Below are 23,239 nucleotides of genomic sequence, written 5' to 3'. Positions count from 1 at the left end.
ACCCGCCCGCCGTTCGTTCATCCCCAAGGAGTCCACGATGATGTTGAAACCCACCCTGCTCGCGGCTGTGCTGTTCCTGTCGTGCGGCATGGCCGGTGCCGTGACCTTGCGCGTCGCCAACCAGGGCGATGCGCAGTCGATGGATCCGCATTCGCTGAACGAGACGCTGCAGCTCACCTTCACCGGCAACGTCTACGAGCCGCTGGTCGGCCGCGACAGGAAGCTCGGCCTCGCGCCGATCCTCGCGACCGAATGGAAGCAGACCTCGCCGACGGTGTGGCGCTTCGAGTTGCGCAAGGGGGTCACGTTCCACGACGGCACGCCGTTCAGCGCCGACGACGTGGTGTTCTCGCTGAAGCGCGCGGCCGGCGAAGGCTCCGACATGCAGAGCTACACCTCGCCGTTCAAGGAAGTGCGCAAGGTCGGCCCGCTGACGATCGAGATCGAGACGCTCGCGCCGTTCCCGATCCTGCCGGACGTGCTGACCAACGTCTTCATGATGAGCAGGAAGTGGTGCGAGGAGAACAAGGCGGTGATCCCGGTCGATCGCCGCAAGGGCATCGAGAACACCGCGAGCTTCAAGGCCAACGGCACCGGCCCGTTCCGCCTGAAGGAACGCCAGCCGTCGGCGCGCACCGTGCTGGTTCGCAACGGCACGTACTGGGGCAAGATCGATGGCAATGTCGACGAGGTGATCTTCACGCCGATCGGCAGCGCGCCGACGCGCGTCGCGGCGCTGCTGTCCGGCGAGGTCGACGTGATCGAGCCGGTGCCGCTGCAGGACATCGAGCGCATCAAGGCGTCGCCGAACCTGAAGGTGTCGCAAGGGCCCGAGCTGCGCACGATCTTCCTCGGCATGGACCAGAAGCGCGACGAACTGCAGTTCTCGAGCGTGAAGGGAAAGAACCCGTTCAAGGACAAGCGCGTGCGCCAGGCGTTCTACCAGGCGATCGACATCGAGACGATCAAGAACCGCGTGATGCGCGGCGCGTCGCTGCCGTCGGCGCTGATGGTCGGACCGGGCATCCGCGGCTTCACGCCGGAGCAGAACAAGCGGCTGCCGTACGACGTCGACGCGGCGAAGAAGCTGCTGGCCGAGGCCGGCTACCCGGGCGGCTTCGAGGTCGGCCTGAACTGCCCGAACGACCGTTACGTCAACGATGCCGACATCTGCCAGGCGGTGGCCGCCAACCTCGCGCGCATCGGCGTGAAGGTCAACCTGCAGACCGAAACGAAGAACACCTACTTCCCGAAGATCCTGCGCCGCGACACCAGCTTCTACCTGCTCGGCTGGACGCCCAGCACCTACGACGCCCACAACGCGCTGACCTCGCTGATGGCCACGCCCACCGACAAGGGGCAAGGCCAGTTCAACCTCGGCTCGTACAGCAACCCGAAGGTCGACGAGTTGACGCTGAAGATCCAGAGCGAGACCGACCAGGCCAAGCGCAACGCGATGATCAAGGAAGCGTTCGAACTGCATGCGAATGACGTCGGCCACATCCCGCTGCACCAGCAGGCGCTCGCATCGGCGATGAAGAAGAACGTCGACATCGTCCAGCTGCCCGACAACTTCATGCCCTACAAATGGGTGACGGTGAAATGACGGCCGCGCTGCGGCGGACGTTGCGACAATTCTTCGACGGCGATCTCTGGTACAGCTTCCGCCGCTCGCCGACCGCGATGGTGGCGGCGGTCGTCGCCTTCGCCTGCATCTTCTGCGCGCTGTTCGCCGAACTGGTCGCGCCGCACAACCCGATGGACCTCGCGACGCTGGAGCTCGCCGACTCGCGGCTGCCGCCGGCCTGGCTGCCCGAGGGCAGCTCGAAGTACCTGCTCGGCACCGACGACCAGGGTCGCGACATCCTGTCGGCGGTGATCTACGGTTCGCGCATCTCGCTGCTGGTGGGCGTCGCCTCGGTGCTGGTGTCGCTCGCGGTCGGCGTGTCGCTCGGGTTGCTGGCCGGCTTCGTCGGCGGCAAGACCGACGCCTTCATCATGCGGCTGTGCGACGTGATGCTGTCGTTCCCGTCGATCCTGGTCGCGTTGCTGATCGACGGCGTCGGACGGGCGGTGTTCCCGAATGCGCACGAAGGCCTCGCGTTCGCGGTGCTGATCGTCGCGATCTCGCTGACCGGCTGGGTGCAGTACGCGCGCACGGTGCGCGGCTCGACGCTGGTCGAGCGCAACAAGGAGTACGTGCAGGCGGCCCGCGTGATCGGCGTGCCGACGCTGCGCATCATGCGTCGCCATGTGCTGCCCAACGTCACCGGGCCGGTGATGGTGCTGGCGACGATCCAGGTCGCGTCGGCGATCCTGATCGAAGCGACATTGTCTTTCCTCGGCGTCGGCGTGCCGCCCACCTCGCCGTCGCTCGGCACGCTGATCCGGGTCGGCAACGACCTGCTGTTCTCCGGCGAGTGGTGGATCACCCTCTACCCCGGCGCGATGCTGGTGATGATCGCGCTCAGCGTGAACCTGCTCGGCGACTGGCTGCGCGACGCCCTCAACCCCAAGCTCCGCTGACATGCCGGCCCTGCTCGAAGTCAAGAACCTGCGCGTCGAATTCCCGACGCGGCGCGGCACGCTGGTGGCGCTGGACGACGTGTCGTTCGACATCGCGCCCGGCGAGATCCTCGGCGTGGTCGGCGAATCGGGAGCCGGCAAGTCGCTGACCGGCGCGGCGATCATCGGCCTGCTCGACCCGCCCGGGCGCGTGGCCGGCGGCGAGATCCGCTTCCAGGGTCAGCGCATCGACAACCTGCCATACGAGCAGATGCGGCGCATGCGCGGCAAGCACATCGGCGCGATCTTCCAGGACCCGCTGACCTCGTTGAACCCGCTGTTCACCGTCGGCCGCCAGCTCGTCGAGACGATCCAGGCCCACCTGCCGCTCGATGCAGCGAAGGCACGCCAGCGCGCCATCGACCTGTTGAAGGAAACCGGCATCCCGGCCGCCGAGGCGCGCATCGACCAGTACCCGCACCAGTTCTCCGGCGGCATGCGCCAGCGCGTCGTGATCGCGCTTGCGCTGGCCGGCAACCCGCAGCTGATCGTCGCCGACGAGCCGACGACCGCATTGGACGTGTCGATCCAGGCGCAGATCATTTCGCTGCTGAAGCGGCTGTGCAAGGAGCACGGCGCGGCGGTGATGCTGGTCACGCACGACATGGGCGTGATCGCCGAGACCTGCGACCGCGTCGCGGTGATGTACGCCGGGCGGGTCGCCGAGATCGGCCCGGTGAACGACGTGATCCATGCGCCGGCGCACCCGTACACCGCCGGGCTGATGGGCTCGATCCCCGCGATGGACCTCGACCGCGAGCGCCTGCTGCAGATCGATGGCGCGATGCCGCGGCTGAACGCGATCCCGCGCGGCTGCGCCTTCAATCCGCGTTGCCCGAAGGTGTTCGAGCGCTGCCGCGAGGAGCGGCCCGATCTGCTGGTGGCCGGAGCGACACGCGCCGCCTGCTGGCTGCACGACACGGCCGCAACGGCTGTCGCAGGAGCCGCGCGATGAACGTGCTGGTGGAAGTGCGCGAGCTGGTGAAGACCTTCGATGTCTCGGCCCCGTGGCTGAACCGCGTGATCGAGCGCAAGCCTCGGCAGCAGGTGCATGCGGTCGACGGTGTCAGTTTCTCGATCGAACGCGGCACCACGCTCGCGCTGGTCGGTGAGTCGGGCTGCGGCAAGAGCACCGTGGCACGGCTGCTGGTCGGCTTGCATGCGCCGACGGCCGGCGAGGTGCATTTCGGGCACAAGAACATCGCGTTGACGCTGGCCAGCCAGGATGCCGCGGCGCTGCGCCGCCGCATGCAGATGATCTTCCAGGACCCGTTCGCGAGCCTGAACCCACGCTGGAAGGTGCACCAGATCGTCGGCGAACCGCTGACCGAGCACGGCCTGATCACCGACCGGGCGCGGCTGTTGGCCAAGGTTGGCGAGCTGCTGCAGTCGGTGGGCCTCGCGAGCGTCGACATGGAGAAGTTCCCGCACCAGTTCTCCGGCGGGCAGCGGCAGCGCATCTCGATCGCGCGCGCGCTGGCCACCGAACCGGAGTTCCTGGTCTGCGACGAGCCGACCTCGGCGCTCGACGTGTCGGTGCAGGCCCAGGTGCTCAACATCATGAAGGACCTGCAGCGCAGCCGCGGGCTCACCTACCTGTTCATCTCGCACAACCTCGCGGTCGTGCGGCACGTCAGCGACCAGGTCGGCGTGATGTACCTCGGCCGCGTGGTCGAGCTGGCGCCGAAGGCCGAGATCTTCGCGCGACCGCGCCACCCGTACACGCGGATGCTGCTGGATGCGATTCCGGACATCGCGATGAGCGGCCGGGCGCGCACGCCCGTGCAGGGCGAGGTGCCGAACCCGCTGAGCCCGCCGAGCGGCTGCTCGTTCCACCCGCGCTGCCCGCACGCGAACGAGCGCTGCCAGGCGGAGCGGCCGGCGCTGTTGTCGCTCAACGGCATCCAGGTGGCCTGCCACGCGGTGGCCGAAGGAAGAATCTAGGCGGGTGGCAGCAGGTGCTCGCCGGCGAACAGCGCGGCCGCGTCTTCCCGGTCGCGGATCTGCCAGGCCTGCGAGCCCGACACCAGCACCTCGGCGGCACGTGGCCGGGTGTTGTAGTTGCTGGCCATGCTCATGCCGTAGGCGCCGGCGGACAGCACCGCAACACGGTCGCCGGGCTGCACGGCCAGCGGGCGGTCGCGGCCGAGCCAGTCGCCCGATTCGCAGACCGGGCCGACCACGTCCCAGGTCAGCGCCGGCGTGGCCCGCGTGCGGCACGGCACGATGGCCATCCAGGCCTCGTACATCGCCGGACGGGCGAGGTCGTTCATCGCGGCGTCGACGATGCAGAAGTTCTTCTCGTCGCCCGGCTTCAGGTACAGCACCTCGCCGAGCAGCACGCCGGCATTGCCGACCAGCGAGCGGCCGGGCTCGAACAGCACCTTGCGGTGGCCGTGCCCGCGCGCGTCGATGCGCGCCAGCAGTTGCGCGACCAGCGCGCCGGCCTCAGGCGGGGTCTCGTCGGTGTAGGTGATGCCCAGGCCGCCGCCGACATCGATGTGCTGCAGCCGGATGCCCTGCGCCTCGACCGCCTCGACCAGGTCGAGCAGCCGGTCGAGCGCATCGAGGTAGGGCGTGGCTTCGGTGATCTGCGAGCCGATGTGGCAGTCGATGCCGACGATCTCGAGCCCGGGCAGCGCGGCGGCGCGCTGGTAGGTCGCGACCGCGCGCTCGTGCGCGATGCCGAACTTGTTGCCCTTCAGGCCGGTGGAAATGTAGGGGTGGGTGCCGGCATCGACGTCCGGATTCACGCGCAGGCTGATGCGGGCGGTGTGGCCGCTCGCGCCCGCCACCTGCGACAGCAGCTCCAGTTCCGGCTCGCTCTCGACGTTGAAGCACATCACGCCGGCTTCGAGCGCCTCGTGCATCTCGGTGCGGGTCTTGCCGACGCCCGAGAACACGATGCGCGATGCCGGCGCGCCGGCCGCCAGCACGCGCTTCAGTTCGCCGCCGGAGACGATGTCGAAGCCGCAACCGGCCTGCGCGAAGGTCTGCAGCACGGCCAGGTTCGAATTGGCCTTCATCGCGTAGCAAATCAGGTGGTCGCGGCCGGCGAGTGCGCGCTGGTAGCTGTCGAGGGCGGCCAGCATCGCGCTGCGCGAGTAGACGTACAGCGGTGTGCCGAAGCGGTCCGCCAGGTCGTTCAGCGCGCAGTCTTCGATGGCGAGGTCATCGCCGCGGTAGGCGATGTGGGGCGAGCCGGGCAGGGTCATGGCGAGGGAGCGGAAGCGGAGGACGGGGCGGAGGCAGCGGCGGCCGGGACCGAGGCTGCGGGCGCGGGAAGTTTGAGCGGGCCCTTCTGGCCGCAGGCCGCCAGCGACGACACCAAGGCCAGCGCCAGGACCAAAGACATCAATGCGCCCAGTGTGGACGGGCGTCTCGCTACACTGCGCTGCTGCTGAAACATGCGAACAATTCTACCGGCCATGACTGTCGAGATCGTCCCCACGCCACTGAGCGACGCCCAGTTCCACGCGCTGACCGGCGCCATCCTGTCGAGCATCGAGGCCAGCGTCGACGCCTGGCTGCAGGACGACCTGGTCGACATCGATGCCGAACGCACCGGCGGCCTGCTGGAACTGAGCTTTCCGAACGGCAGCAAGCTGGTCATCAACACGCAACCGCCGCTGCACGAGCTGTGGCTCGCGGCCCGCTCGGGGGGGTACCACTACAAGCACGTCAACGGGCGTTGGCTCGACACCCGGGAAGGGCGGGAGTTCTTCGCCGACGTGTCGCGTTGTGCGAGCGAGCAGGCTGATCTGGCGCTGAAATTCACGCCACCTGTTTGACGCGGGCGGGCCGGGCGCCGGGCCGCCCGAAGCCGCCATCGTTCCCCTCGGGGGATCGGTCGACGTACCCGTCGACCGAGGGGCTGACATCTACCTCTTGAAAAGATCGAGGATGCCCTTTTTCTCTTCTTCGGTCGGCGGTGTCGGCAGCTTCTCGTCCAGCCCCAGGCTGCTGACGCCGCTGCCGTGCGTGTACTCCTCGTAGTACCACTCGCCGCCCATGTTGACCACGCCCTCGGGCGCTGACGGTTCATCGACCGGCACGCCCTTCAGCGTCTGCTGCATGTAGTCGATCCACACCGGCAGCGACAAGCCGCCCCCGGTTTCGCGGTCGCCCAGCTTGCGCGGGTTGTCGTAGCCGATCCACACCACGCCGACCACGCTGCGCTGGAAGCCGGCGAACCAGGCGTCGTTGGAGTCGTTGGTGGTGCCGGTCTTGCCGTACAGGTCGGGGCGCTTCAGCGTGCGCTGTGCATTGGCCGCGGTGCCCGAGCGCGCAACCTCCTGCAGCAGGCTGTCCATCACGAACGCATTGCGCGCCGGCAGCGTGCGCGTGGTCTCGTCCATCACCTGCGGCACGGCTTCGTTCAGCACATGGCCGCGCGAATCGGTGATCTTGCTGATCAGGAACGGATTGATCCGGTAGCCGCCGTTGGCGAACACGCCGTAGGCCGAGGCCATCTGAAGCGGCGTCACCGAGCCGGCGCCGAGCGCCATCGTCAGGTAGGCCGGGTGCTTGTCGGGTTCGAAGCCGAAGCGCGTGATCCAGTCCTGCGCATAGGCCGGGCCGATCGCCTGCAGGATGCGGATCGAGATCATGTTCTTCGACTTCGCGAGGCCGCGGCGGATCGACATCGGCCCGTCGAAGGTGCCGTCGTAGTTCTTCGGCTCCCAGGGCTGGCTACCGGTGGTGCCGGCGTCGAAGAACAGCGGTGCGTCGTTGACGACGGTGGCCGGCGTGAAGCCCTTCTCGAGCGCGGCCGAGTAGATGAACGGCTTGAAGCTCGACCCCGGCTGGCGCCATGCCTGCGTCACGTGGTTGAACTTGCTTTTCGCATGATCGAAGCCGCCGACCATCGTGCGCACCGCACCGGAGCGCGGATCGAGCGACACGAACGCGCCTTCGACCTCGGGCAGCTGGGTGATGGACCAGTCGCCCTTCGGCAGCTTGACGAGCCGGATCACCGCGCCGGGGCGGATCTGCGTCTTCGGGTTGCCCTTCTCGGCCAGGCCGGAGGTGGCCGGCTTCAGGCCTTCGCCGGTGACGGTCAGTGCTTCGCCGCTCTGCAGCACGGCGACGACCTTGCGCGGGCTCGATTCGATCACGACGGCGGCGCGCAACTCGTCGTTGTCGGGGTGCTCGACCAGCGCCTCGGCGATGCGCGCGTCGAGGTCCTTCACATTGGCCGGCAGGTCGATGTAGGCCTCGGGGCCGCGGTACACCTGCCGGCGCTCGTAGTCCATGATGCCCTTGCGCAGCGACCGGTACGCCACGGTCTGCTCGGCCGACTGGATCGTCAGGTAGACGTTGAGCCCGCGTGTGTACGCCTCTTCGCCGTACTGCGAGAAGATCATCTGCCGTGCGGCCTCGGCCACGTACTCGGCGTGAACGACCACTTCGGGCGCGGCGCGGTACTTCAGTTGCTGGGCTCGCGCGGCATCGTGCTGTTCCGGCGTGATGAAGCCGTTCTCCAGCATGCGGTCGATGATGTAGAGCTGGCGCTGCGTCGCGCGTTTCGGGTTGATGATCGGGTTGTAGGCCGACGGCGCCTTCGGCAGGCCGGCCAGCATCGCGGCCTCGGCGATCGTGATGTCCTTCAGCGGCTTGCCGAAGTAGATCTCGCTGGCGGCCGCGAAGCCGTGCGCGCGCTGGCCGAGGAAGATCTGGTTCATGTAGATCTCGAGGATCTGGTCCTTGCTGAGCAGGCTCTCGATCTTCAGCGCCAGCAGGATTTCATAGATCTTGCGGGTGAACGTCTTTTCGGTGGACAGGTAGAAGTTGCGCGCGACCTGCATCGTGATCGTCGATGCGCCCTGGCTGCGCGACTCGTTGAACTGCGCGAGGCCCGCCCGCAGCACGCCCTTGTAGTCGACGCCGCCATGCTGGTAGAAGCGAGCGTCCTCGATCGCGAGCACCGCGTCCTGCATCACCTTCGGCACCTGGGCCAGCGGCGTGAAGTTGCGGCGCTCCTCGCCGTACTCGCCGAGCATCACGCCATCGGCCGAATAGATGCGCATCGGCAGCTTCGGCCGGTAATCGACGAGGCCGCTGACCTGCGGCAGGTTCGGGTAGGCCACGGACAGCGCAATGCCGATCAGCAGCAGCAGGCTCAGCGCGCCGGCCAGCGCGCCTCCCATCAGCCACAGCAGCACACGACCCGCCCAGCGGGCCCACGCGGGCAGGGACGACGGTGCGAAAGAAGACGATCGGCGGTTCGGGTCGGCTGCCGGGCGCTCGGACAGGCCCTCGGATTCGCTCATGGGACTCCAACAGTGGTCGAGACGATTATATGAAGCGACTTTGATGGGTCCGCATCGACCGTGAACTGCTTGGCAGCTTCGGTCGCCGAGGGGCTAGGGTTGTCCCGAAATGACAATTTTTGGCGCCAGAATTCGTCACGCTTTCGCAACGCAGCCGGGTTGCAAGAAAAGGAAAAATCTTTGTTCCACAAAGGCTTTACTGCTAGCATTGAAGTAACTTCTTAACAATCCAGCGCACGTTTCACCGCCAATTCGGTTGTCGATTCGTGTCGCGTTGGGAGATGGCCCCTTGAGCTTCCTAGACCTGTTGTTAGGCCGAAAGCATCCACCGATGGTCGGCTTGGATATCAGCTCGTCCAGTGTGAAGCTGGTCGAGCTGGGCCAAAGTGCCTCCGGTGAATATGTGCTCGAGCGTTTTGCCTCCGAGAGCTTCGAGAAGGGCTGGATCACCGATGGCCAGATCGAGAAGTTCGACGAAGTGGCCGATGCGGTGCGCCGCGTGGTCACCAAGAGCGGCACCAAGACCAAGCATGTCGTTCTCGCGATGCCGCAGTCCGCGGTGATCACGAAGAAGATCATGCTGCCGGCCGGCCTTCGCGAAGAAGAGCTTGAGCTGCAGGTCGAATCCGAAGCCAATCAATACATCCCGTTCTCGCTGGACGAGGTGAGTCTTGACTTCTCCGTCATCGGCCCGAGCCCCACGTCGGTGGGTGACGTCGAGGTGCTGATCGCTGCGTCCCGCAAGGACCGCGTGCAGGATCGCCAGGGTCTCGCGGAAGCGGCCGGCCTGAAGCCCGCGGTGCTCGACATCGAGTCGCATGCATCGCGGCTGGCGATGGGGCGTCTGATCGAAGCGCTGCCGAACGAGGGCAAGGATGCGCTGGTCGCGCTGTTCGAGATCGGTGCCGACACCACGAGCCTGAAGGTGCTGCGCGACGAAGAAATGCTCTATGACCGCGACCAGGCCTTTGGCGGTTCGCAGCTGACGCAGCTGATCTCGCGCCAGTACGGTTTCTCGTTCGAGGAAGCCGAGCAGAAGAAGCTGTCGGCCGAACTGCCCGAGGACTACGAATCGTCGCTGCTGGTGCCGTTCGTCGACAGCCTGTCCCAGGAAATCGGCCGCGCCTTGCAGTATTTCTTCACCAGCACGCCGCACCACAAGGTGCACTACGTGATGCTGGCCGGTGGCACGGCGACCCTGCCGGGGCTGAAGGACCGTGTCACCGAATTGACCGGCTTCGCGTCGATGGTCGTCAACCCGTTCGAAAACATGAAGCTGGGCTCCGCGGTCCGCGAGAGCAAGCTGCGCCGTGAAGCGCCTTCCTACCTCACGGCCTGTGGGCTGGCGATGCGGAGGTTCTTGCAGTGATTCTGATCAACCTACTCCCGCACCGCGAAGAAAAGCGCAAGCGGCGCAAGGCGGCGTTCTTCCTCGGTCTGGCTCTCGCCGCCGCGGCCGGGTTGGCGGCCGTCGGCCTGTGGTACCTGGTGCTGCAGCAGATGACCGAGAACCAGATTCGTCGCAATGACTTCCTGACGACCGAGATCCGCAAGCTCGAGGTCCAGATCAAGGACATCGCGACGCTGCGTGCCGAGATCGACGCGCTCAAGGCGCGGCAGAAGGCGGTCGAAGACCTGCAGATCGATCGCAACCTGCCGGTGCACGTGCTCAACGAACTGGTCAAGCAAACGCCCGAAGGCGTCTATTTCAGCAGCATCAAGCAAGACGGCCAGGTGCTGCTGCTGAACGGCATCGCGCAGACCAACGAGCGCGTCTCCGAGCTGCTGCGCAACACGAGCAACAACTCCGAATGGCTGACGAAGCCGGAGCTGGTCGAAATCAAGGCGGCGGTCGTGCAGACGGCCAGCCGCGAGCAGAAGCGCCTGTTCGACTTCTCGATGCGCGTGACCATCAAGCGCCCGCAAGACGTCGACGCGGCCGCAGCTGCCGCCTCGGCCGTCGTGCCGGCGGCTGCGGCCAGCGCCGCCGTCGCCGCGAAGAAGCCCTGACCATCGAGACGCCATGGCAACGAAAGCGAAATCCGTCAACGTCGATCTGAACTCGGTCTTCGGGGCTGCCGCCTCGCAGTTCCGGGGGCTGAATCCGAATGAACCCGGCCAATGGCCGATGCTTCCCAAGCTTGCGACCTGGGTGGCGCTGGCCGTCATGGTCGTCGTGGTGGGCTGGTTCCTGCTGCTGACCGGGGTCGACGACCAACTGCAGGCCGAGCGCGACAAGGAACCCGTGCTGAAGCAGGACTACCGGGGCAAGCTGGCGCAGGCCGTCAACCTCGACGAACTGCGCAAGCAGAAGCTGCAGGTCGAGGAGTACGTGACCCAGCTCGAGAAGCAGCTGCCCGGCAAGGCCGAAATGGATGCGTTGCTGTCGGACATCAACCAGGCTGGTCTCGGCCGCGGGTTGCAGTTCGAGTTGTTCCGTCCTGGCCAGGTGCTCGTGAAGGAGTACTACGCCGAACTGCCGATCTCGATCCGGGTGACCGGCCGCTACCACGACATCGGTGCGTTCGCGGCCGACGTGGCCAACCTCTCGCGGATCGTGACGCTGCACAACATGGTGATCACGTATGCCGGTGGCAAGGACGCCACCGGATTGCTGGGCATGGACGCGACGGCCAGAACCTACCGCTACCTGGATCCGAACGAGGTCACCGCGCAGCGTCAGGCTGCTGCCAAGGCCGCGGGAGCGAAGAAATGATGGGAACCACTTTGCGTTGGCCGGCAACCGCCTGCGCCTGCGCCATCACGGTGCTCGCGCTGACCGCCTGTGGCGATGCGCAGGATGAGCTCCAGCAATGGATCGAACAGCAGCGCCGCGAGGTGAAGCCGAACGTGACGCCGCTGTCGCCGCCGAAGAAATTCAACCCGCAGGCCTACCTGGCCGGCGCCGGTGTCGAGCCGTTCAGCACGCAGAAGCTGACGGTCGCGATCAAGCAGGAATCCCGGCAGCCGAATTCGCTGCTGGCAGCGGAAATCAACCGCCGCAAGGAACCGCTCGAAGCCTATCCGCTGGACAGCATGGCGATGGTCGGCAGCGTGACCAAGCAGGGGCGCCCGTACGCGCTGCTGCGGGTCGACAACCTGCTGTACCAGGTCAAGACCGGTGACTACCTCGGCCAGAACTACGGCAAGGTCACCAAGATTTCCGAGACGGACGTCTCGTTGCGCGAAATCGTGCAGGACGCGGCGGGTGAGTGGATCGAGCGTACGAGCTCTCTTCAGCTTCAGGAACGGGCGCGGTGAAGAACATGCAGGAGAAACAGATCATGGGTAAGTGGCAAGTTCGAAGCGTTGCGCTCGCGTTGCTCTTCGGCGCGTCCTTGTCTGCGTGGGCGCAGAACGCCATCCAGTCCATCAACAGCTCCCAGCAGGCGGGCGCAGAGGTCGTGCGCATCGAACTGTCGGAGCCGCTGGCGGCGGTGCCCACCGGCTTCACGGTTCAGACGCCTCCGCGCATCGCGCTGGACCTGCCCGGCGTCGGCAACGCGATGGGCAAGTCGAACCTGGACATCAACCAGGGCAACATCCGTTCGATCAACATAGCGCAGTCGGGCGACCGCACGCGCCTGGTGATGAACCTGAAGACGGCGTCGAACTACCGCGCCCAGCTCGAAGGCAAGGTGCTGGTCGTGGTGATGGAATCGTCGGCTCCTGCCGGCGGCGCCGTCTCGACGGCCAAGTCGCCGGTGGCGGGCGAATCGACGCGGTTCGCCGAGAACCTGAACGACGCACCGATGCCGTTGAAGGGCATCGACTTCCGGCGTGGCCAGGATGGTGCGGGCCGGGTCGTGGTCGACCTGCCGAACAACCAGGTCGGCGTCGACATCCGCCAGCAGGGCCAGAGCCTGGTGGTGGAATTCCTGCGCTCCAACCTGCCGGAAAACCTCCGCCGCAAGCTCGACGTGACCGATTTCGGCACGCCGGTGCAGAGCGTCTCGACCTTCCAGAACGGCGACCGCGTGCGCATGGTCGTCGAGCCGCGCGGGGCCTGGGAGCACAGCGCCTACCAGACCGACAACCAGTTCGTGCTGGAAGTGCGCCAGCAGAAGCAGGATCCGAACAAGCTGGTGCAAGGCCCGGGCTACGCGGGCGAGAAGCTGTCGCTGAACTTCCAGAACATCGAAGTCCGTGCGCTGCTGCAGGTCATTGCCGACTTCACGAACTTCAACGTCGTCACCAGCGACACCGTCACCGGCAACGTGACGCTGCGCCTGAAGGACGTGCCGTGGGACCAGGCGCTCGACATCATCCTGCAGGCCAAGGGCCTGGGGCTGCGCAAGTCGGGTAACGTGATCTGGATCGCGCCGAAGGATGAACTCGCGTCGAAAGAGAAGATCGACCTCGAGGCCAAGGCGCAGATCGCCAACCTGGAACCGGTGCGCACGCAATCGTTCCAGCTGAACTACACGAAGGCCGAAGAAGTGGCCAAGGGGCTGACGGGCCAGAACACGGCGGGCGGCGGCGCGGCGACGACGCGCATCCTGACCAACCGTGGCAGCGTGATCTTCGAAACCCGCACGAACCAGCTGTTCGTCAGCGACATCCCGTCGAAGCTCGAAGAAGTGCAGGCCATGATCGCGAAGATCGACGTGCCGGTGAGGCAGGTGCTGATCGAAGCGCGCATCGTCGAAGCCAACGACAGCTTCGGCCGCTCGCTGGGCGCCAAGCTGGGCTATTCCGACTTGCGCGGCATCAACGGCGGTGTCGCCGGATTCAACGCAGGCGGCAACACCCGCGTCGGCGTGGGCGGCAACATCAACGCGATCGGCGCACAGACCGGCCAGTCCGGGACGGCGCTGACCTACGCGGACACCAACTTCGTCAGCCTGCCGGCCGTCCGTCAGAACGACTACAACGCGGCCACGTTTGCGCTCTCGCTGTTCGGTGTCGGTGCCAATCGCTTCCTGAACCTGGAACTCTCGGCGCTCGAAGCCGAGAACAAGGGCAAGATCCTGTCGAGCCCGCGTGTCATCACGGCCGACCAGGTCAAGGCCTTGATCGAGCAAGGCACCGAGCTGCCGTACCAGACCGCCACGTCCAGTGGCGCGACGGCGATCCAGTTCCGCAAGGCCAACCTGAAACTCGAGGTCACGCCGCAGATCACGCCGGAGGGCAACGTCATCCTCGACCTCGACGTGACGAAGGACACCGTGGGCCAGGTGACCTCGCAAGGCCTGGCCATCGACACCAAGCATGTGCGCACGCAGGTGCTGGTGGAGAATGGCGGCACGGTCGTGATCGGCGGGATCTTCACGCAGGACGACGAGGAAAGCGTGACGAAGGTGCCGTACCTCGGCGACATTCCCTTCCTCGGGAATCTGTTCAAGGTCAAGACGAAATCGTCGAAGAAGACCGAATTGCTGATCTTCATCACGCCGAAGGTGGTCAGCGATCGGTCTGCGGTTCGGTAAAAATAGTCTGCAATCACGGGAGGGGCGACCAGCAGCCTGCCCGTCTTCGCCAACCAGGATATTCAGGTGCTCCATATGAAACTGCCTTTGCTGAACCGCGTTGCTCTGGCTTCGATCTCTGTTGCGGTTCTCGCCTCGTGTGGCGGCGGGGGAAGCGAAGACAACGAAGCGGGTGCGCCCGCTCCGTTCAACGTTCAGCCGTCGACAATCGGGGTGAAGAATGCGAAAGGGACCTGCGCGGCGGGCTTCCTGGCTGAGGTGTTCGTGTATGGCGGGTCGGCTCCGTACTACATCAACAACACTTTCCCGGACGGTATCGTGTTGAACAAGTCGAAAGTCGACGACGCTGGTGGCAGTTTCACGATCACTCTGAACGGACGGTGCATGGACCCAGGGCTGGTCGTCGTGAAGGACAAACTGAACCGGACCGTCACGGTCTCGGTTTCGAGCCCGTTCGAGGAGGCGACTCCCTGACCGCAGGGCGTGCTCGCACACCTTGGTTTCCCCCGACACGCCTGGCAGGCCGTTGGCATTGATTGGCATGCCTGGGGGGGGCAAGTCCACCGCCGGCAGGCAGATCGCGAAGCGAACACGGCGTCGCTTCGTCGACAGTGATGCCCTGATCGAAGCGCGGATCGGAGAGCCGATTCGAAGCTTTTTCGAACGCGAGGGCGAAGCGCGTTTTCGCGACATCGAAGCCGAGGTCATCGACGAGTTGTCGGGCGGCGGCCCCGCGGTGATCGCGACCGGTGGGGGCGCGGTGCTCCGGGCGGAGAATCGAAGCCGGCTGCATGGGCGCTGCGATGTCGTCTACCTCCGCTCATCGCCCGAAGAGCTGTACCGGCGCCTGCGCCACGACACCCAGCGGCCACTGCTCCAGGTGGCCGATCCACTGACCCGGCTGCGCGAGCTCTACCAGCTGCGCGATCCCCTCTATCGCGAGACGGCCCATTTCGTCATCGACACGGGCCGGCCGACAGTGCACACGCTGGTGAACATGGTGCTGGCACAACTGCAACTCGTGGGCATCCTCGCGCTGCCGGACGGCGCGGCAGGCGAGCCTTCGCCACCCGACTGAGCACGCCAGATCCCCGCGCTAAACTGCCGGCCATGAATTCGCGGCATGAAGACGTGACGATCGAGCTGGGCGAGCGCAGCTACCAGATCCGCATCGGGGCCGGCCTGCTTGCCGACCGGACGGCGCTCGATGGTGTGCCGCACGGGCACACGGCGGTCATCGTGACCAATCCGACGGTCGCTCCCTTGTACGCGCACCGGCTGCAGGCGCTGCTGCGCTCCGCAGTGACCCAGTGCCTGGTCGTCGAGCTGCCCGACGGCGAGATCCACAAGGACTGGACCTCGCTGGAACGCATCTTCGGCGCGCTGCTCAGGGCGGGCGCCGACCGCAAGACCGTGCTCTATGCGTTGGGCGGTGGCGTGGTCGGCGACGTGACCGGTTTTGCCGCGGCCTGCTACATGCGCGGCGTCCCGTTCGTGCAGGTCCCCACCACCTTGCTGGCGCAGGTGGACTCGTCGGTCGGCGGCAAGACGGCAATCAACCATCCGCTCGGCAAGAACATGATCGGTGCGTTTTACCAGCCGCTGCGCGTGATCGCCGACCTGGACACGCTCGACACCCTGCCCGACCGCGAGATCTCGGCCGGCCTGTCCGAGGTCATCAAATACGGCCCGATCGCCGATGACGCTTTCTTCGGCTGGATCGAAGAGCATCTCGATGCGCTGCTGGCGCGCGACAAGCCGGCGCTGGCCTACGCCGTCAAGCGATCGTGCGAGATCAAGGCCTGGGTGGTCGGACAGGACGAACGCGAAACCGGATTGCGCGCAATCCTGAATTTCGGTCACACCTTCGGCCATGCGATCGAGGCCGGGCTCGGCTTCGGCACTTGGCTGCACGGCGAGGCGGTCGGCTGCGGCATGGTGATGGCGGCCGATCTGTCGCGGCGCCTCGGGCTGATCGACGGGCCCTACGCGCAGCGCATCGCCCGACTGGTCGAGCGCGCGAAGCTGCCGGTGCATGGCCCCCAACTCGGCGCCGATCGTTACCTCGAACTGATGCGTGGCGACAAGAAATCCGAAGCGGGCGAAATCCGCTTCGTCGTGATCGAGGCACCCGGTCGCGCCGCATTGCGGCACGCGCCTGACGACGTCGTGCGCGAGGTGCTGGCGGCGCACGCGGGCTGAACGATGTCGCCCTTGCTTCCGGCGGGAGGATGGCAAGCTTTCGCGTGCGATCCGTCGCACAGCGCCGGTCGCAGGCTGCACGAGCCGGCCGCACCGACCCGCAGCGAGTACCAGCGCGACCGCGATCGCATCGTGCACAGCACCGCCTTCCGCCGGCTGGTCTACAAGACGCAGGTCTTCCTGAACCATGAAGGCGACCTGTTCCGAACGCGGCTGACGCACTCGCTCGAAGTGGCCCAGCTCGGCCGCTCGATTGCCCGCAGCCTGCGGCTGAACGAGGACCTGGTCGAGGCCATTGCGCTGGCCCACGACCTGGGGCACACGCCGTTCGGCCACGCCGGCCAGGATGCGCTGAACGATTGCCTGCTCGACGCCGACCCACGCAGCGGCGGCTTCGAGCACAACCTGCAGAGCCTGCGCGTCGTCGATTCGCTCGAGGAGCGCTACCCGCAATTCGACGGCTTGAACCTGACGCTCGAAACCCGCGAGGGCATCCTGAAGCACTGTTCCGGTCCGGCCGCGGCGCGGCTCGAAGCGAAGGAGCCGAATGGTGTCGCGCGGCGCTTCATCGCGCGGCTGCGCCCGAGCCTGGAGGCGCAGCTGTGCAACCTGGCGGACGAGATCGCCTACAACGCGCACGACGTGGATGACGGCGTGCGTTCGGGATTGCTGAAGCTCGAACAGCTCGACGAGGTGCCGCTGTTCGCGCGGCACAAGGCCGAATCGCTGGTCGCGCATCCCGGGTTGCACGGCAAGCGGCTGCTGTTCGAGAGCATCCGCCGCATGCTGTCCGCCCAGGTCTATGACGTGCTCGCCGCCAGTGCCGCGGCGATTGCGCTGCACGCGCCGCGCACGGTCGAAGAAGTGCGCCAGGCCCCGGCGATGATCTGCTTCAGCGCCCAGATGGCGGCCGACAGCACCGAGCTGAAGCGCTTCCTGCGGCTCAACCTCTACCGACATCCGCAGGTGGTCGCGACGACCGACCGCGCGAAGCGAGTGGTGCGCGAACTGTTCGCGATCTACCGCGAAGCGCCGTCCGAATGGATCCCGACGGGCGAATCCCGCCCGTCCGGGCTGCGCCAGCTGGCCGACTACGTCGCCGGGATGACCGACCGGTACGCGCTGCGCGAGCACGAACGGCTGACGGGTCGCCGCCTGTTCGACTGAGCCATGGCGCGCCTTGCCCGGCTGTGCATTCCCGGCCACCCGCACCTGGTGCAGCAGCGTGGCCACAACGGCCAGCCGGTGTTCCTCGACGAGGCGGACACGCAGGGTTTCCTGCGCCTGTTGGCCGACGGCGCGAAGGCGAGCGGCGTTGCGGTGCATGCCTACGGGCTGGCGGCCGACGAGGTGCACCTGCTGGCGACACCGGCCGCGGCCGACTCGCTGAGCCGCCTGATGCAGGCGCTCGGCCGCCAGCACGGCCAGGCCTTCAACCGCCGCCATGCACGCTCCGGCAGCCTGTGGGATGGCCGCTTCCGCGCCGTGCCGATCGACGGGAAACAGCACCTGCTGGCCGCGATGCGCTACGTCGAGTCGGCCGCGCCGGACCTGCTCGCGTCGAGCGCGGCGCATCACCTCGGGCAGGCCGTCGACCACGCAGTGAGCGATCACCCTCTCTACTGGGCCCTGGGAAATACACCCTTCGATCGAGAGATGAAATACCGGGCCTGGTTCGAGCAAGGCACCTCGTCCGCTGAGGCCGACCGCTTCCGGCGTGCCGTCACCCAAGGCTGGCCGCTCGGCGAGCGCGCTTTCATTGACGACCTGTCGCAGTTGACGAGCCGCCGCTTGGCGGCGCGGCCACGTGGACGCCCACCCAAAGCGCCCCTTTGATCTGTCCCTATTTAAATGTTGGCGGACATTGCTAGTTCCATAAAAGGTTTCTGACCCCATTTAATTCGATTGAAGCCCGTGCTGCGCTGCAGTATTCTTCGACCCATTCCAGATTTCCGGACGGAGAACGCCATGACCCAGGCCGACCAAGGTGGGGCAGCTCCCGCAACAGCCGCTGACGCCGCTGAATTGCAGCACGCGGCCGAGAACGGCCTGTACAGCCCGGCGCACGAGCACGATGCCTGCGGCGTCGGCTTCGTCGCCCACATCAAGGGCCACAAGGCGCACAGCATCGTCGCGCAAGGCCTGAAGATCCTCGAGAACCTCGACCACCGCGGCGCGGTCGGTGCCGACAAGCTGATGGGCGACGGCGCCGGCATCCTGATCCAGATTCCCGACGAGTTCTACCGCGCCGAGATGGCGGCACTCGGCGTCGAGCTGCCGCCGCCCGGCGAGTACGGCGTCGGCATGATCTTCATGCCGAAGGAGCATGCGTCGCGCCTGGCCTGCGAGCAGGAGCTCGAGCGCGCGGTTCGCGCCGAAGGGCAGGTGGTGCTGGGCTGGCGTGAAGTGCCGGTCGACGCCGAGATGCCGATGTCGCCGACGGTGCGCGCCAAGGAGCCGGTGCTGCGCCAGATCTTCATCGGCCGCGGCCCCGACGTGATCGTGCAGGACGCGCTGGAGCGCAAGCTCTACGTGATCCGCAAGACGGCGTCGAGCGCGATCCAGCGCCTGAAGCTCACGCACAGCCGCGAGTACTACGTGCCCAGCATGAGCTGCCGCACCATCATCTACAAGGGCCTGCTGCTGGCCGACCAGGTCGGCAAGTACTACAAGGACCTGCAGGACCCGCGCGTGACGTCGGCGCTGGCGCTGGTGCACCAGCGCTTCTCGACCAACACCTTCCCGGAATGGCCGCTGGCCCACCCGTACCGGATGGTGGCGCACAACGGCGAGATCAACACCGTCAAGGGCAACTTCAACTGGATGCGCGCCCGCGAAGGCGTGATGAAGTCGCCGGTGCTCGGCGACGACCTGAACAAGCTCTATCCGATCACGTTCGAAGGCCAGTCCGACACCGCGACTTTCGACAACGCGCTCGAGCTGCTGACGATGAGCGGCTACTCGCTCGCCCATGCTGCGATGATGATGATCCCCGAGGCCTGGGAGCAGCACGCGACGATGGACGAGCGCCGCCGCGCGTTCTACGAGTACCACGCCGCGATGATGGAGCCGTGGGACGGCCCGGCGTCGATGGTGTTCACCGACGGCCGCCAGATCGGCGCCACGCTCGACCGCAACGGCCTGCGCCCGTCGCGCTACATCGTCACCGACGACGACCTGGTCGTGATGGCCTCCGAATCCGGCGTGCTGCCGATGATCCCGGAGAACAAGATCGTCAAGAAGTGGCGGCTGCAGCCCGGCAAGATGTTCCTGATCGACTTCGACCAGGGCCGCATCATCGACGACGAGGAACTGAAGAACCAGTTCGCGCTCGCCAAGCCGTACCGCCAGTGGATCGAGAACGTGCGCATCCGCCTCGACTCGATCGAGCTGACCGGCGAGCCGCGCGAGTTCGGCGAATCGCTGCTCGACCGCCAGCAGGCCTTCGGCTACACGCAGGAAGACATCAAGTTCCTGCTGAGCCCGATGGCGCAGGCCGGCGAGGAAGGCACCGGCTCGATGGGCAACGACTCGCCGCTCGCGGTGCTGTCGGACAAGAACAAGCCGCTGTACAACTACTTCAAGCAGTTGTTCGCGCAGGTCACGAACCCGCCGATCGACCCGATCCGCGAAGCGGTCGTGATGTCGCTGGTGTCGTTCATCGGCCCGAAGCCGAACCTGCTCGACATCAACGCGGTGAACCCGCCGATGCGCCTCGAGGTGTCGCAGCCGATCCTCGACTTCGCCGACATGGAGCGGCTGATCGAGATCGAGAAGCTCACGCGCGGCAAGTTCAAGAGCCACGTGATCGACATCACCTACCCGCTGGCCTGGGGCGACGAAGGTGTCGAGGCGAAGCTCGCGTCGCTGTGCGCCGAAAGCGTCGATGCGCTGAAGAGCGGCCACAACATCCTGATCATCAGCGACCGCGCGATGGACCGCGGCCACGTCGCGATCCCCGCACTGCTCGCGCTGTCGGCGATCCACCAGCACCTGGTGCGCGAGGGCCTGCGCACCACCGCGGGCCTGGTGGTCGAGACCGGCTCGGCGCGCGAGGTGCATCACTTTGCGGTGCTGGCCGGCTATGGTGCCGAGGCGGTGCACCCCTACCTCGCGATGGAAACGCTGATCGGCCTGCACAAGGAGCTGCCGGGCGAGCTGTCGGCCGACAAGGCCATCTACAACTACGTGAAGGCGATCGGCAAGGGCTTGTCGAAGATCATGTCCAAGATGGGCATCTCGACCTACATGTCGTATTGCGGCGCGCAGATCTTCGAGGCGATCGGCCTCGACAAGGCGCTGATCGACCAGTACTTCCGCGGCACCGCGAGCCAGGTCGGCGGCATCGGCGTGTTCGAGGTCGCCGAAGAGGCGATCCGCATGCACCGCGCGGCCTTCGGCGACGACCCGGTGCTCGAGAACATGCTCGACGCCGGCGGCGAATACGCCTGGCGCGTGCGCGGCGAAGAGCACATGTGGACGCCGGACGTGATCGCGAAGCTGCAGCACAGCGCACGCGCGAACAAGTTCGACACCTACAAGGAATACGCCCAGCTGGTGAACGACCAGTCGCGCCGCCACATGACGCTGCGCGGCCTGTTCGAGTTCAAGGTCGATCCGGCCAAGGCGATCCCGCTCGATGAAGTGGAATCGGCCGCCGAGATCGTCAAGCGTTTCGCGACCGGCGCGATGTCGCTCGGCTCGATCTCCACCGAGGCGCATGCGACGCTCGCCGTCGCGATGAACCGCATCGGCGGCAAGTCGAACACCGGCGAAGGCGGCGAAGACCCGGCGCGCTACCGCAACGAGCTGAAGGGCATCAGGATCACCGCCGGCACCAAGGTCAGCGACGTGATCGCGAACAAGGTCATCGAGGCCGACTACGAGCTGCAAGAGGGCGACTCGCTGCGCTCGAAGATCAAGCAGGTGGCGTCGGGGCGCTTCGGCGTCACCGCCGAGTACCTGTCGTCGGCCGACCAGATCCAGATCAAGATGGCGCAGGGCGCGAAGCCGGGCGAGGGCGGCCAGCTGCCGGGCGGCAAGGTCACCGACTACATCGGGTTCCTGCGCTACTCGGTGCCGGGCGTCGGCCTGATCTCGCCGCCGCCGCACCACGACATCTATTCGATCGAAGACCTGGCGCAGCTGATCCACGACCTGAAGAACGCGAACCAGCGCGCCAGCATCAGCGTGAAGCTGGTGTCCGAAGTCGGTGTCGGCACCATCGCGACCGGCGTGGCCAAGGCCAAGGCCGACCACATCGTGATCGCCGGCCACGATGGCGGCACCGGTGCCTCGCCGTGGAGCTCGATCAAGCACGCCGGCACGCCGTGGGAGCTGGGCCTGGCCGAGACGCAGCAGACGCTGGTGCTGAACCGGCTGCGCGGCCGCGTGCGGGTGCAGGCCGACGGCCAGATGAAGACCGGGCGCGACGTGGTGATCGGTGCGCTGCTCGGCGCCGATGAATTCGGCTTCGCGACCGCGCCGCTGGTGGTCGAGGGCTGCATCATGATGCGCAAGTGCCACCTGAACACCTGCCCGGTCGGCGTGGCCACGCAGGACCCGGTGCTGCGCAAGAAATTCCAGGGCCGCCCCGAGCACGTCGTCAACTTCTTCTTCTTCATCGCCGAAGAAGCGCGCCAGATCATGGCGCAGCTGGGCATCCGCAAGTTCGACGACCTGGTCGGCCGCGCCGACCTGCTCGACACCCGCAAGGGCATCTCGCACTGGAAGGCGCGCGGGCTCGATTTCTCGCGCATCTTCCACCTGCCGACGGCCCCGGCCGACGTGGCGCGCCGCCAGGTCGAGGAGCAGGACCACGGCCTCGCGCGCGCACTCGACGTGAAGCTGATCCAGAAATGCCTGCCGGCGCTGGAGCGCGGCGAAAAGGTGCAGTTCATGGAGGAAACGCGCAACGTCAACCGAACGGTCGGCGCGATGCTGTCGGGCGAGCTGGTGCGCCGCCATCCCGAAGGCCTGCCCGACCACACGATCTTCATGCAGATGGAGGGCACCGGCGGCCAGAGCTTCGGCGCGTTCCTCGCGAAGGGCATCACGCTGTACCTGATCGGCGATGCGAACGACTACACCGGCAAGGGGCTGTCGGGCGGTCGCGTGGTGGTGCGCCCGAGCATCGACTTCCGAGGCGACGCGACGCGCAACATCATCGTCGGCAACACCGTGCTGTACGGTGCGACCAGCGGCGAGGCCTTCTTCCGCGGCGTTGCCGGCGAGCGCTTCGCGGTGCGGCTGTCGGGCGCGACCGCGGTCGTCGAAGGCACCGGCGACCACGGCTGCGAGTACATGACCGGCGGCACGGTCGCGGTGCTCGGCCGCACCGGGCGCAACTTCGCGGCCGGCATGAGCGGCGGCATCGCGTATGTGTTCGACGAAGACGGCCAGTTCTCGAAGCGCTGCAACACCGCGATGGTGCAGCTCGACAAGGTGCTGCCGGCCGCCGAGCAGGAGGCCTCGGTCGACAAGGCGGTGTGGCACCTCGGCCAAGCCGACGAAGCGATCCTGCGCAAGCTGCTCGACGACCACCACCGCTGGACCGGCAGCCTGCGTGCGCGCGAGATCCTCGATACCTGGGCCGAATCGCGCGGCAAGTTCGTGAAGGTGTTCCCGAGCGAGTACAAGCGCGCGCTCGGCGAGATCAACGCGGCGAAGCAGGCCGGCGACACCATCGCGAAGGCGAAGGTCGTCGAGAAGAGCGCCCCCAAGTCCAAGAGTGGCGCCAAGGCCTGAGCCAGGTCCAGCCCAACCCACCGG

The 23,239-nt window shown here is 66.6% G+C and carries 19 protein-coding genes; 16 read left to right on the top strand and 3 right to left on the bottom strand.

The genetic code is table 11. The features are described 5' to 3' along the window. Positions 1-37 precede the first annotated feature (37 nt). The 4 genes from FHT26_RS08760 to FHT26_RS08745 are packed head-to-tail and all read left to right on the top strand — an operon-like array spanning position 38 to position 4,509. The gene (locus FHT26_RS08760; RefSeq protein WP_168559764.1) at positions 38-1,606 is read left to right on the top strand and encodes an ABC transporter substrate-binding protein; all 1,569 of its coding nucleotides are present in this window, start codon (positions 38-40) and stop codon (positions 1,604-1,606) included. After that, positions 1,588-2,526, top strand: coding sequence for an ABC transporter permease (locus FHT26_RS08755; protein ID WP_490362775.1), 939 nt, complete (start codon positions 1,588-1,590; stop codon positions 2,524-2,526). Before FHT26_RS08760 ends, FHT26_RS08755 begins: the two co-directional genes overlap by 19 nt. 1 nt (position 2,527) lies before the next feature. Next, entirely contained in the window at positions 2,528-3,520 is a 993-nt protein-coding gene (locus FHT26_RS08750) for an ABC transporter ATP-binding protein (RefSeq protein ID WP_168559763.1), read from the top strand. Next, positions 3,517-4,509: an ABC transporter ATP-binding protein gene (locus tag FHT26_RS08745; protein WP_168559762.1), complete on the top strand. Its 993-nt coding sequence runs from the start codon at positions 3,517-3,519 to the stop codon at positions 4,507-4,509. Before FHT26_RS08750 ends, FHT26_RS08745 begins: the two co-directional genes overlap by 4 nt. Here the strand turns inward: FHT26_RS08745 and lysA are convergent. Both lysA and lptM read right to left on the bottom strand, forming a co-directional pair. Then, positions 4,506-5,780 (bottom strand): diaminopimelate decarboxylase, encoded by a 1,275-nt coding sequence (gene lysA, locus FHT26_RS08740; protein WP_168559761.1) that lies wholly within the window; start codon positions 5,778-5,780, stop codon positions 4,506-4,508. The two genes, FHT26_RS08745 and lysA, sit on opposite strands and share 4 nt — an antisense overlap. Then, positions 5,777-5,920, bottom strand: a complete 144-nt coding sequence (gene lptM, locus FHT26_RS08735) for an LPS translocon maturation chaperone LptM (RefSeq protein WP_168559760.1) — start codon at positions 5,918-5,920, stop codon at positions 5,777-5,779. Before lptM ends, lysA begins: the two co-directional genes overlap by 4 nt. Positions 5,921-5,993: 73 nt before the next feature. Here lptM and cyaY point away from each other — a divergent pair, with 73 nt between their 5' ends. Next, on the top strand, positions 5,994-6,356 hold the full coding sequence (gene cyaY, locus FHT26_RS08730) for an iron donor protein CyaY (RefSeq protein ID WP_168559759.1): 363 nt from the start codon (positions 5,994-5,996) through the stop codon (positions 6,354-6,356). 90 nt (positions 6,357-6,446) lie between these two features. Here the strand turns inward: cyaY and FHT26_RS08725 are convergent, their stop codons facing one another. Continuing rightward, positions 6,447-8,837 carry a penicillin-binding protein 1A gene (locus FHT26_RS08725; RefSeq protein WP_168559758.1) on the bottom strand — a complete coding sequence of 797 codons (2,391 nt, stop codon included), beginning with the start codon at positions 8,835-8,837 and terminating at the stop codon, positions 6,447-6,449. Between the two features lie 331 nt (positions 8,838-9,168). On the opposite strand from FHT26_RS08725, the gene FHT26_RS08720 reads away from it, so the two are divergent. The 11 genes from FHT26_RS08720 to FHT26_RS08670 all read left to right on the top strand — a co-directional run bounded on the left by FHT26_RS08720 (position 9,169) and on the right by FHT26_RS08670 (position 23,215). Further along, positions 9,169-10,206 (top strand): pilus assembly protein PilM, encoded by a 1,038-nt coding sequence (locus FHT26_RS08720; protein ID WP_056817274.1) that lies wholly within the window; start codon positions 9,169-9,171, stop codon positions 10,204-10,206. Then, positions 10,203-10,847, top strand: coding sequence for a PilN domain-containing protein (locus FHT26_RS08715; RefSeq protein WP_168559757.1), 645 nt, complete (start codon positions 10,203-10,205; stop codon positions 10,845-10,847). The genes FHT26_RS08720 and FHT26_RS08715 overlap by 4 nt, the downstream gene beginning before the upstream one ends. Before the next feature lie 13 nt (positions 10,848-10,860). Then, a complete protein-coding gene (locus FHT26_RS08710) occupies positions 10,861-11,553 on the top strand; it encodes a type IV pilus inner membrane component PilO (protein ID WP_168559756.1) in 693 nt (230 codons plus the stop codon). Then, positions 11,553-12,098: a pilus assembly protein PilP gene (locus FHT26_RS08705; RefSeq protein WP_157598203.1), complete on the top strand. Its 546-nt coding sequence runs from the start codon at positions 11,553-11,555 to the stop codon at positions 12,096-12,098. Before FHT26_RS08710 ends, FHT26_RS08705 begins: the two co-directional genes overlap by 1 nt. Positions 12,099-12,121: 23 nt before the next feature. Beyond that, on the top strand, positions 12,122-14,266 hold the full coding sequence (locus tag FHT26_RS08700) for a type IV pilus secretin PilQ (protein ID WP_168559755.1): 2,145 nt from the start codon (positions 12,122-12,124) through the stop codon (positions 14,264-14,266). Positions 14,267-14,341: 75 nt separating this feature from the next. Then, complete coding sequence (locus FHT26_RS08695) at positions 14,342-14,740, top strand: hypothetical protein (protein ID WP_168559754.1); 399 nt, start codon at positions 14,342-14,344, stop codon at positions 14,738-14,740. Positions 14,741-14,807: 67 nt separating this feature from the next. After that, positions 14,808-15,344 carry a shikimate kinase gene (locus FHT26_RS08690; RefSeq protein WP_168560113.1) on the top strand — a complete coding sequence of 179 codons (537 nt, stop codon included), beginning with the start codon at positions 14,808-14,810 and terminating at the stop codon, positions 15,342-15,344. Positions 15,345-15,376: 32 nt separating this feature from the next. Then, a complete protein-coding gene (aroB, locus tag FHT26_RS08685) occupies positions 15,377-16,468 on the top strand; it encodes a 3-dehydroquinate synthase (protein WP_168559753.1) in 1,092 nt (363 codons plus the stop codon). A 3-nt stretch (positions 16,469-16,471) separates the two neighbouring features. Next, entirely contained in the window at positions 16,472-17,635 is a 1,164-nt protein-coding gene (locus FHT26_RS08680) for a deoxyguanosinetriphosphate triphosphohydrolase (RefSeq protein WP_168559752.1), read from the top strand. A 3-nt stretch (positions 17,636-17,638) separates the two neighbouring features. Continuing rightward, complete coding sequence (locus FHT26_RS08675; protein WP_168559751.1) at positions 17,639-18,304, top strand: transposase; 666 nt, start codon at positions 17,639-17,641, stop codon at positions 18,302-18,304. Positions 18,305-18,436: 132 nt separating this feature from the next. After that, positions 18,437-23,215, top strand: a complete 4,779-nt coding sequence (locus FHT26_RS08670; RefSeq protein WP_168559750.1) for a glutamate synthase-related protein — start codon at positions 18,437-18,439, stop codon at positions 23,213-23,215. Positions 23,216-23,239: the final 24 nt, after the last annotated feature.

This window comes from Rhizobacter sp. SG703, from assembly GCF_012275445.1.
Classification (GTDB): domain Bacteria; phylum Pseudomonadota; class Gammaproteobacteria; order Burkholderiales; family Burkholderiaceae_C; genus Rhizobacter.
This window is presented reverse-complemented; position numbering and strand designations above follow the sequence as displayed.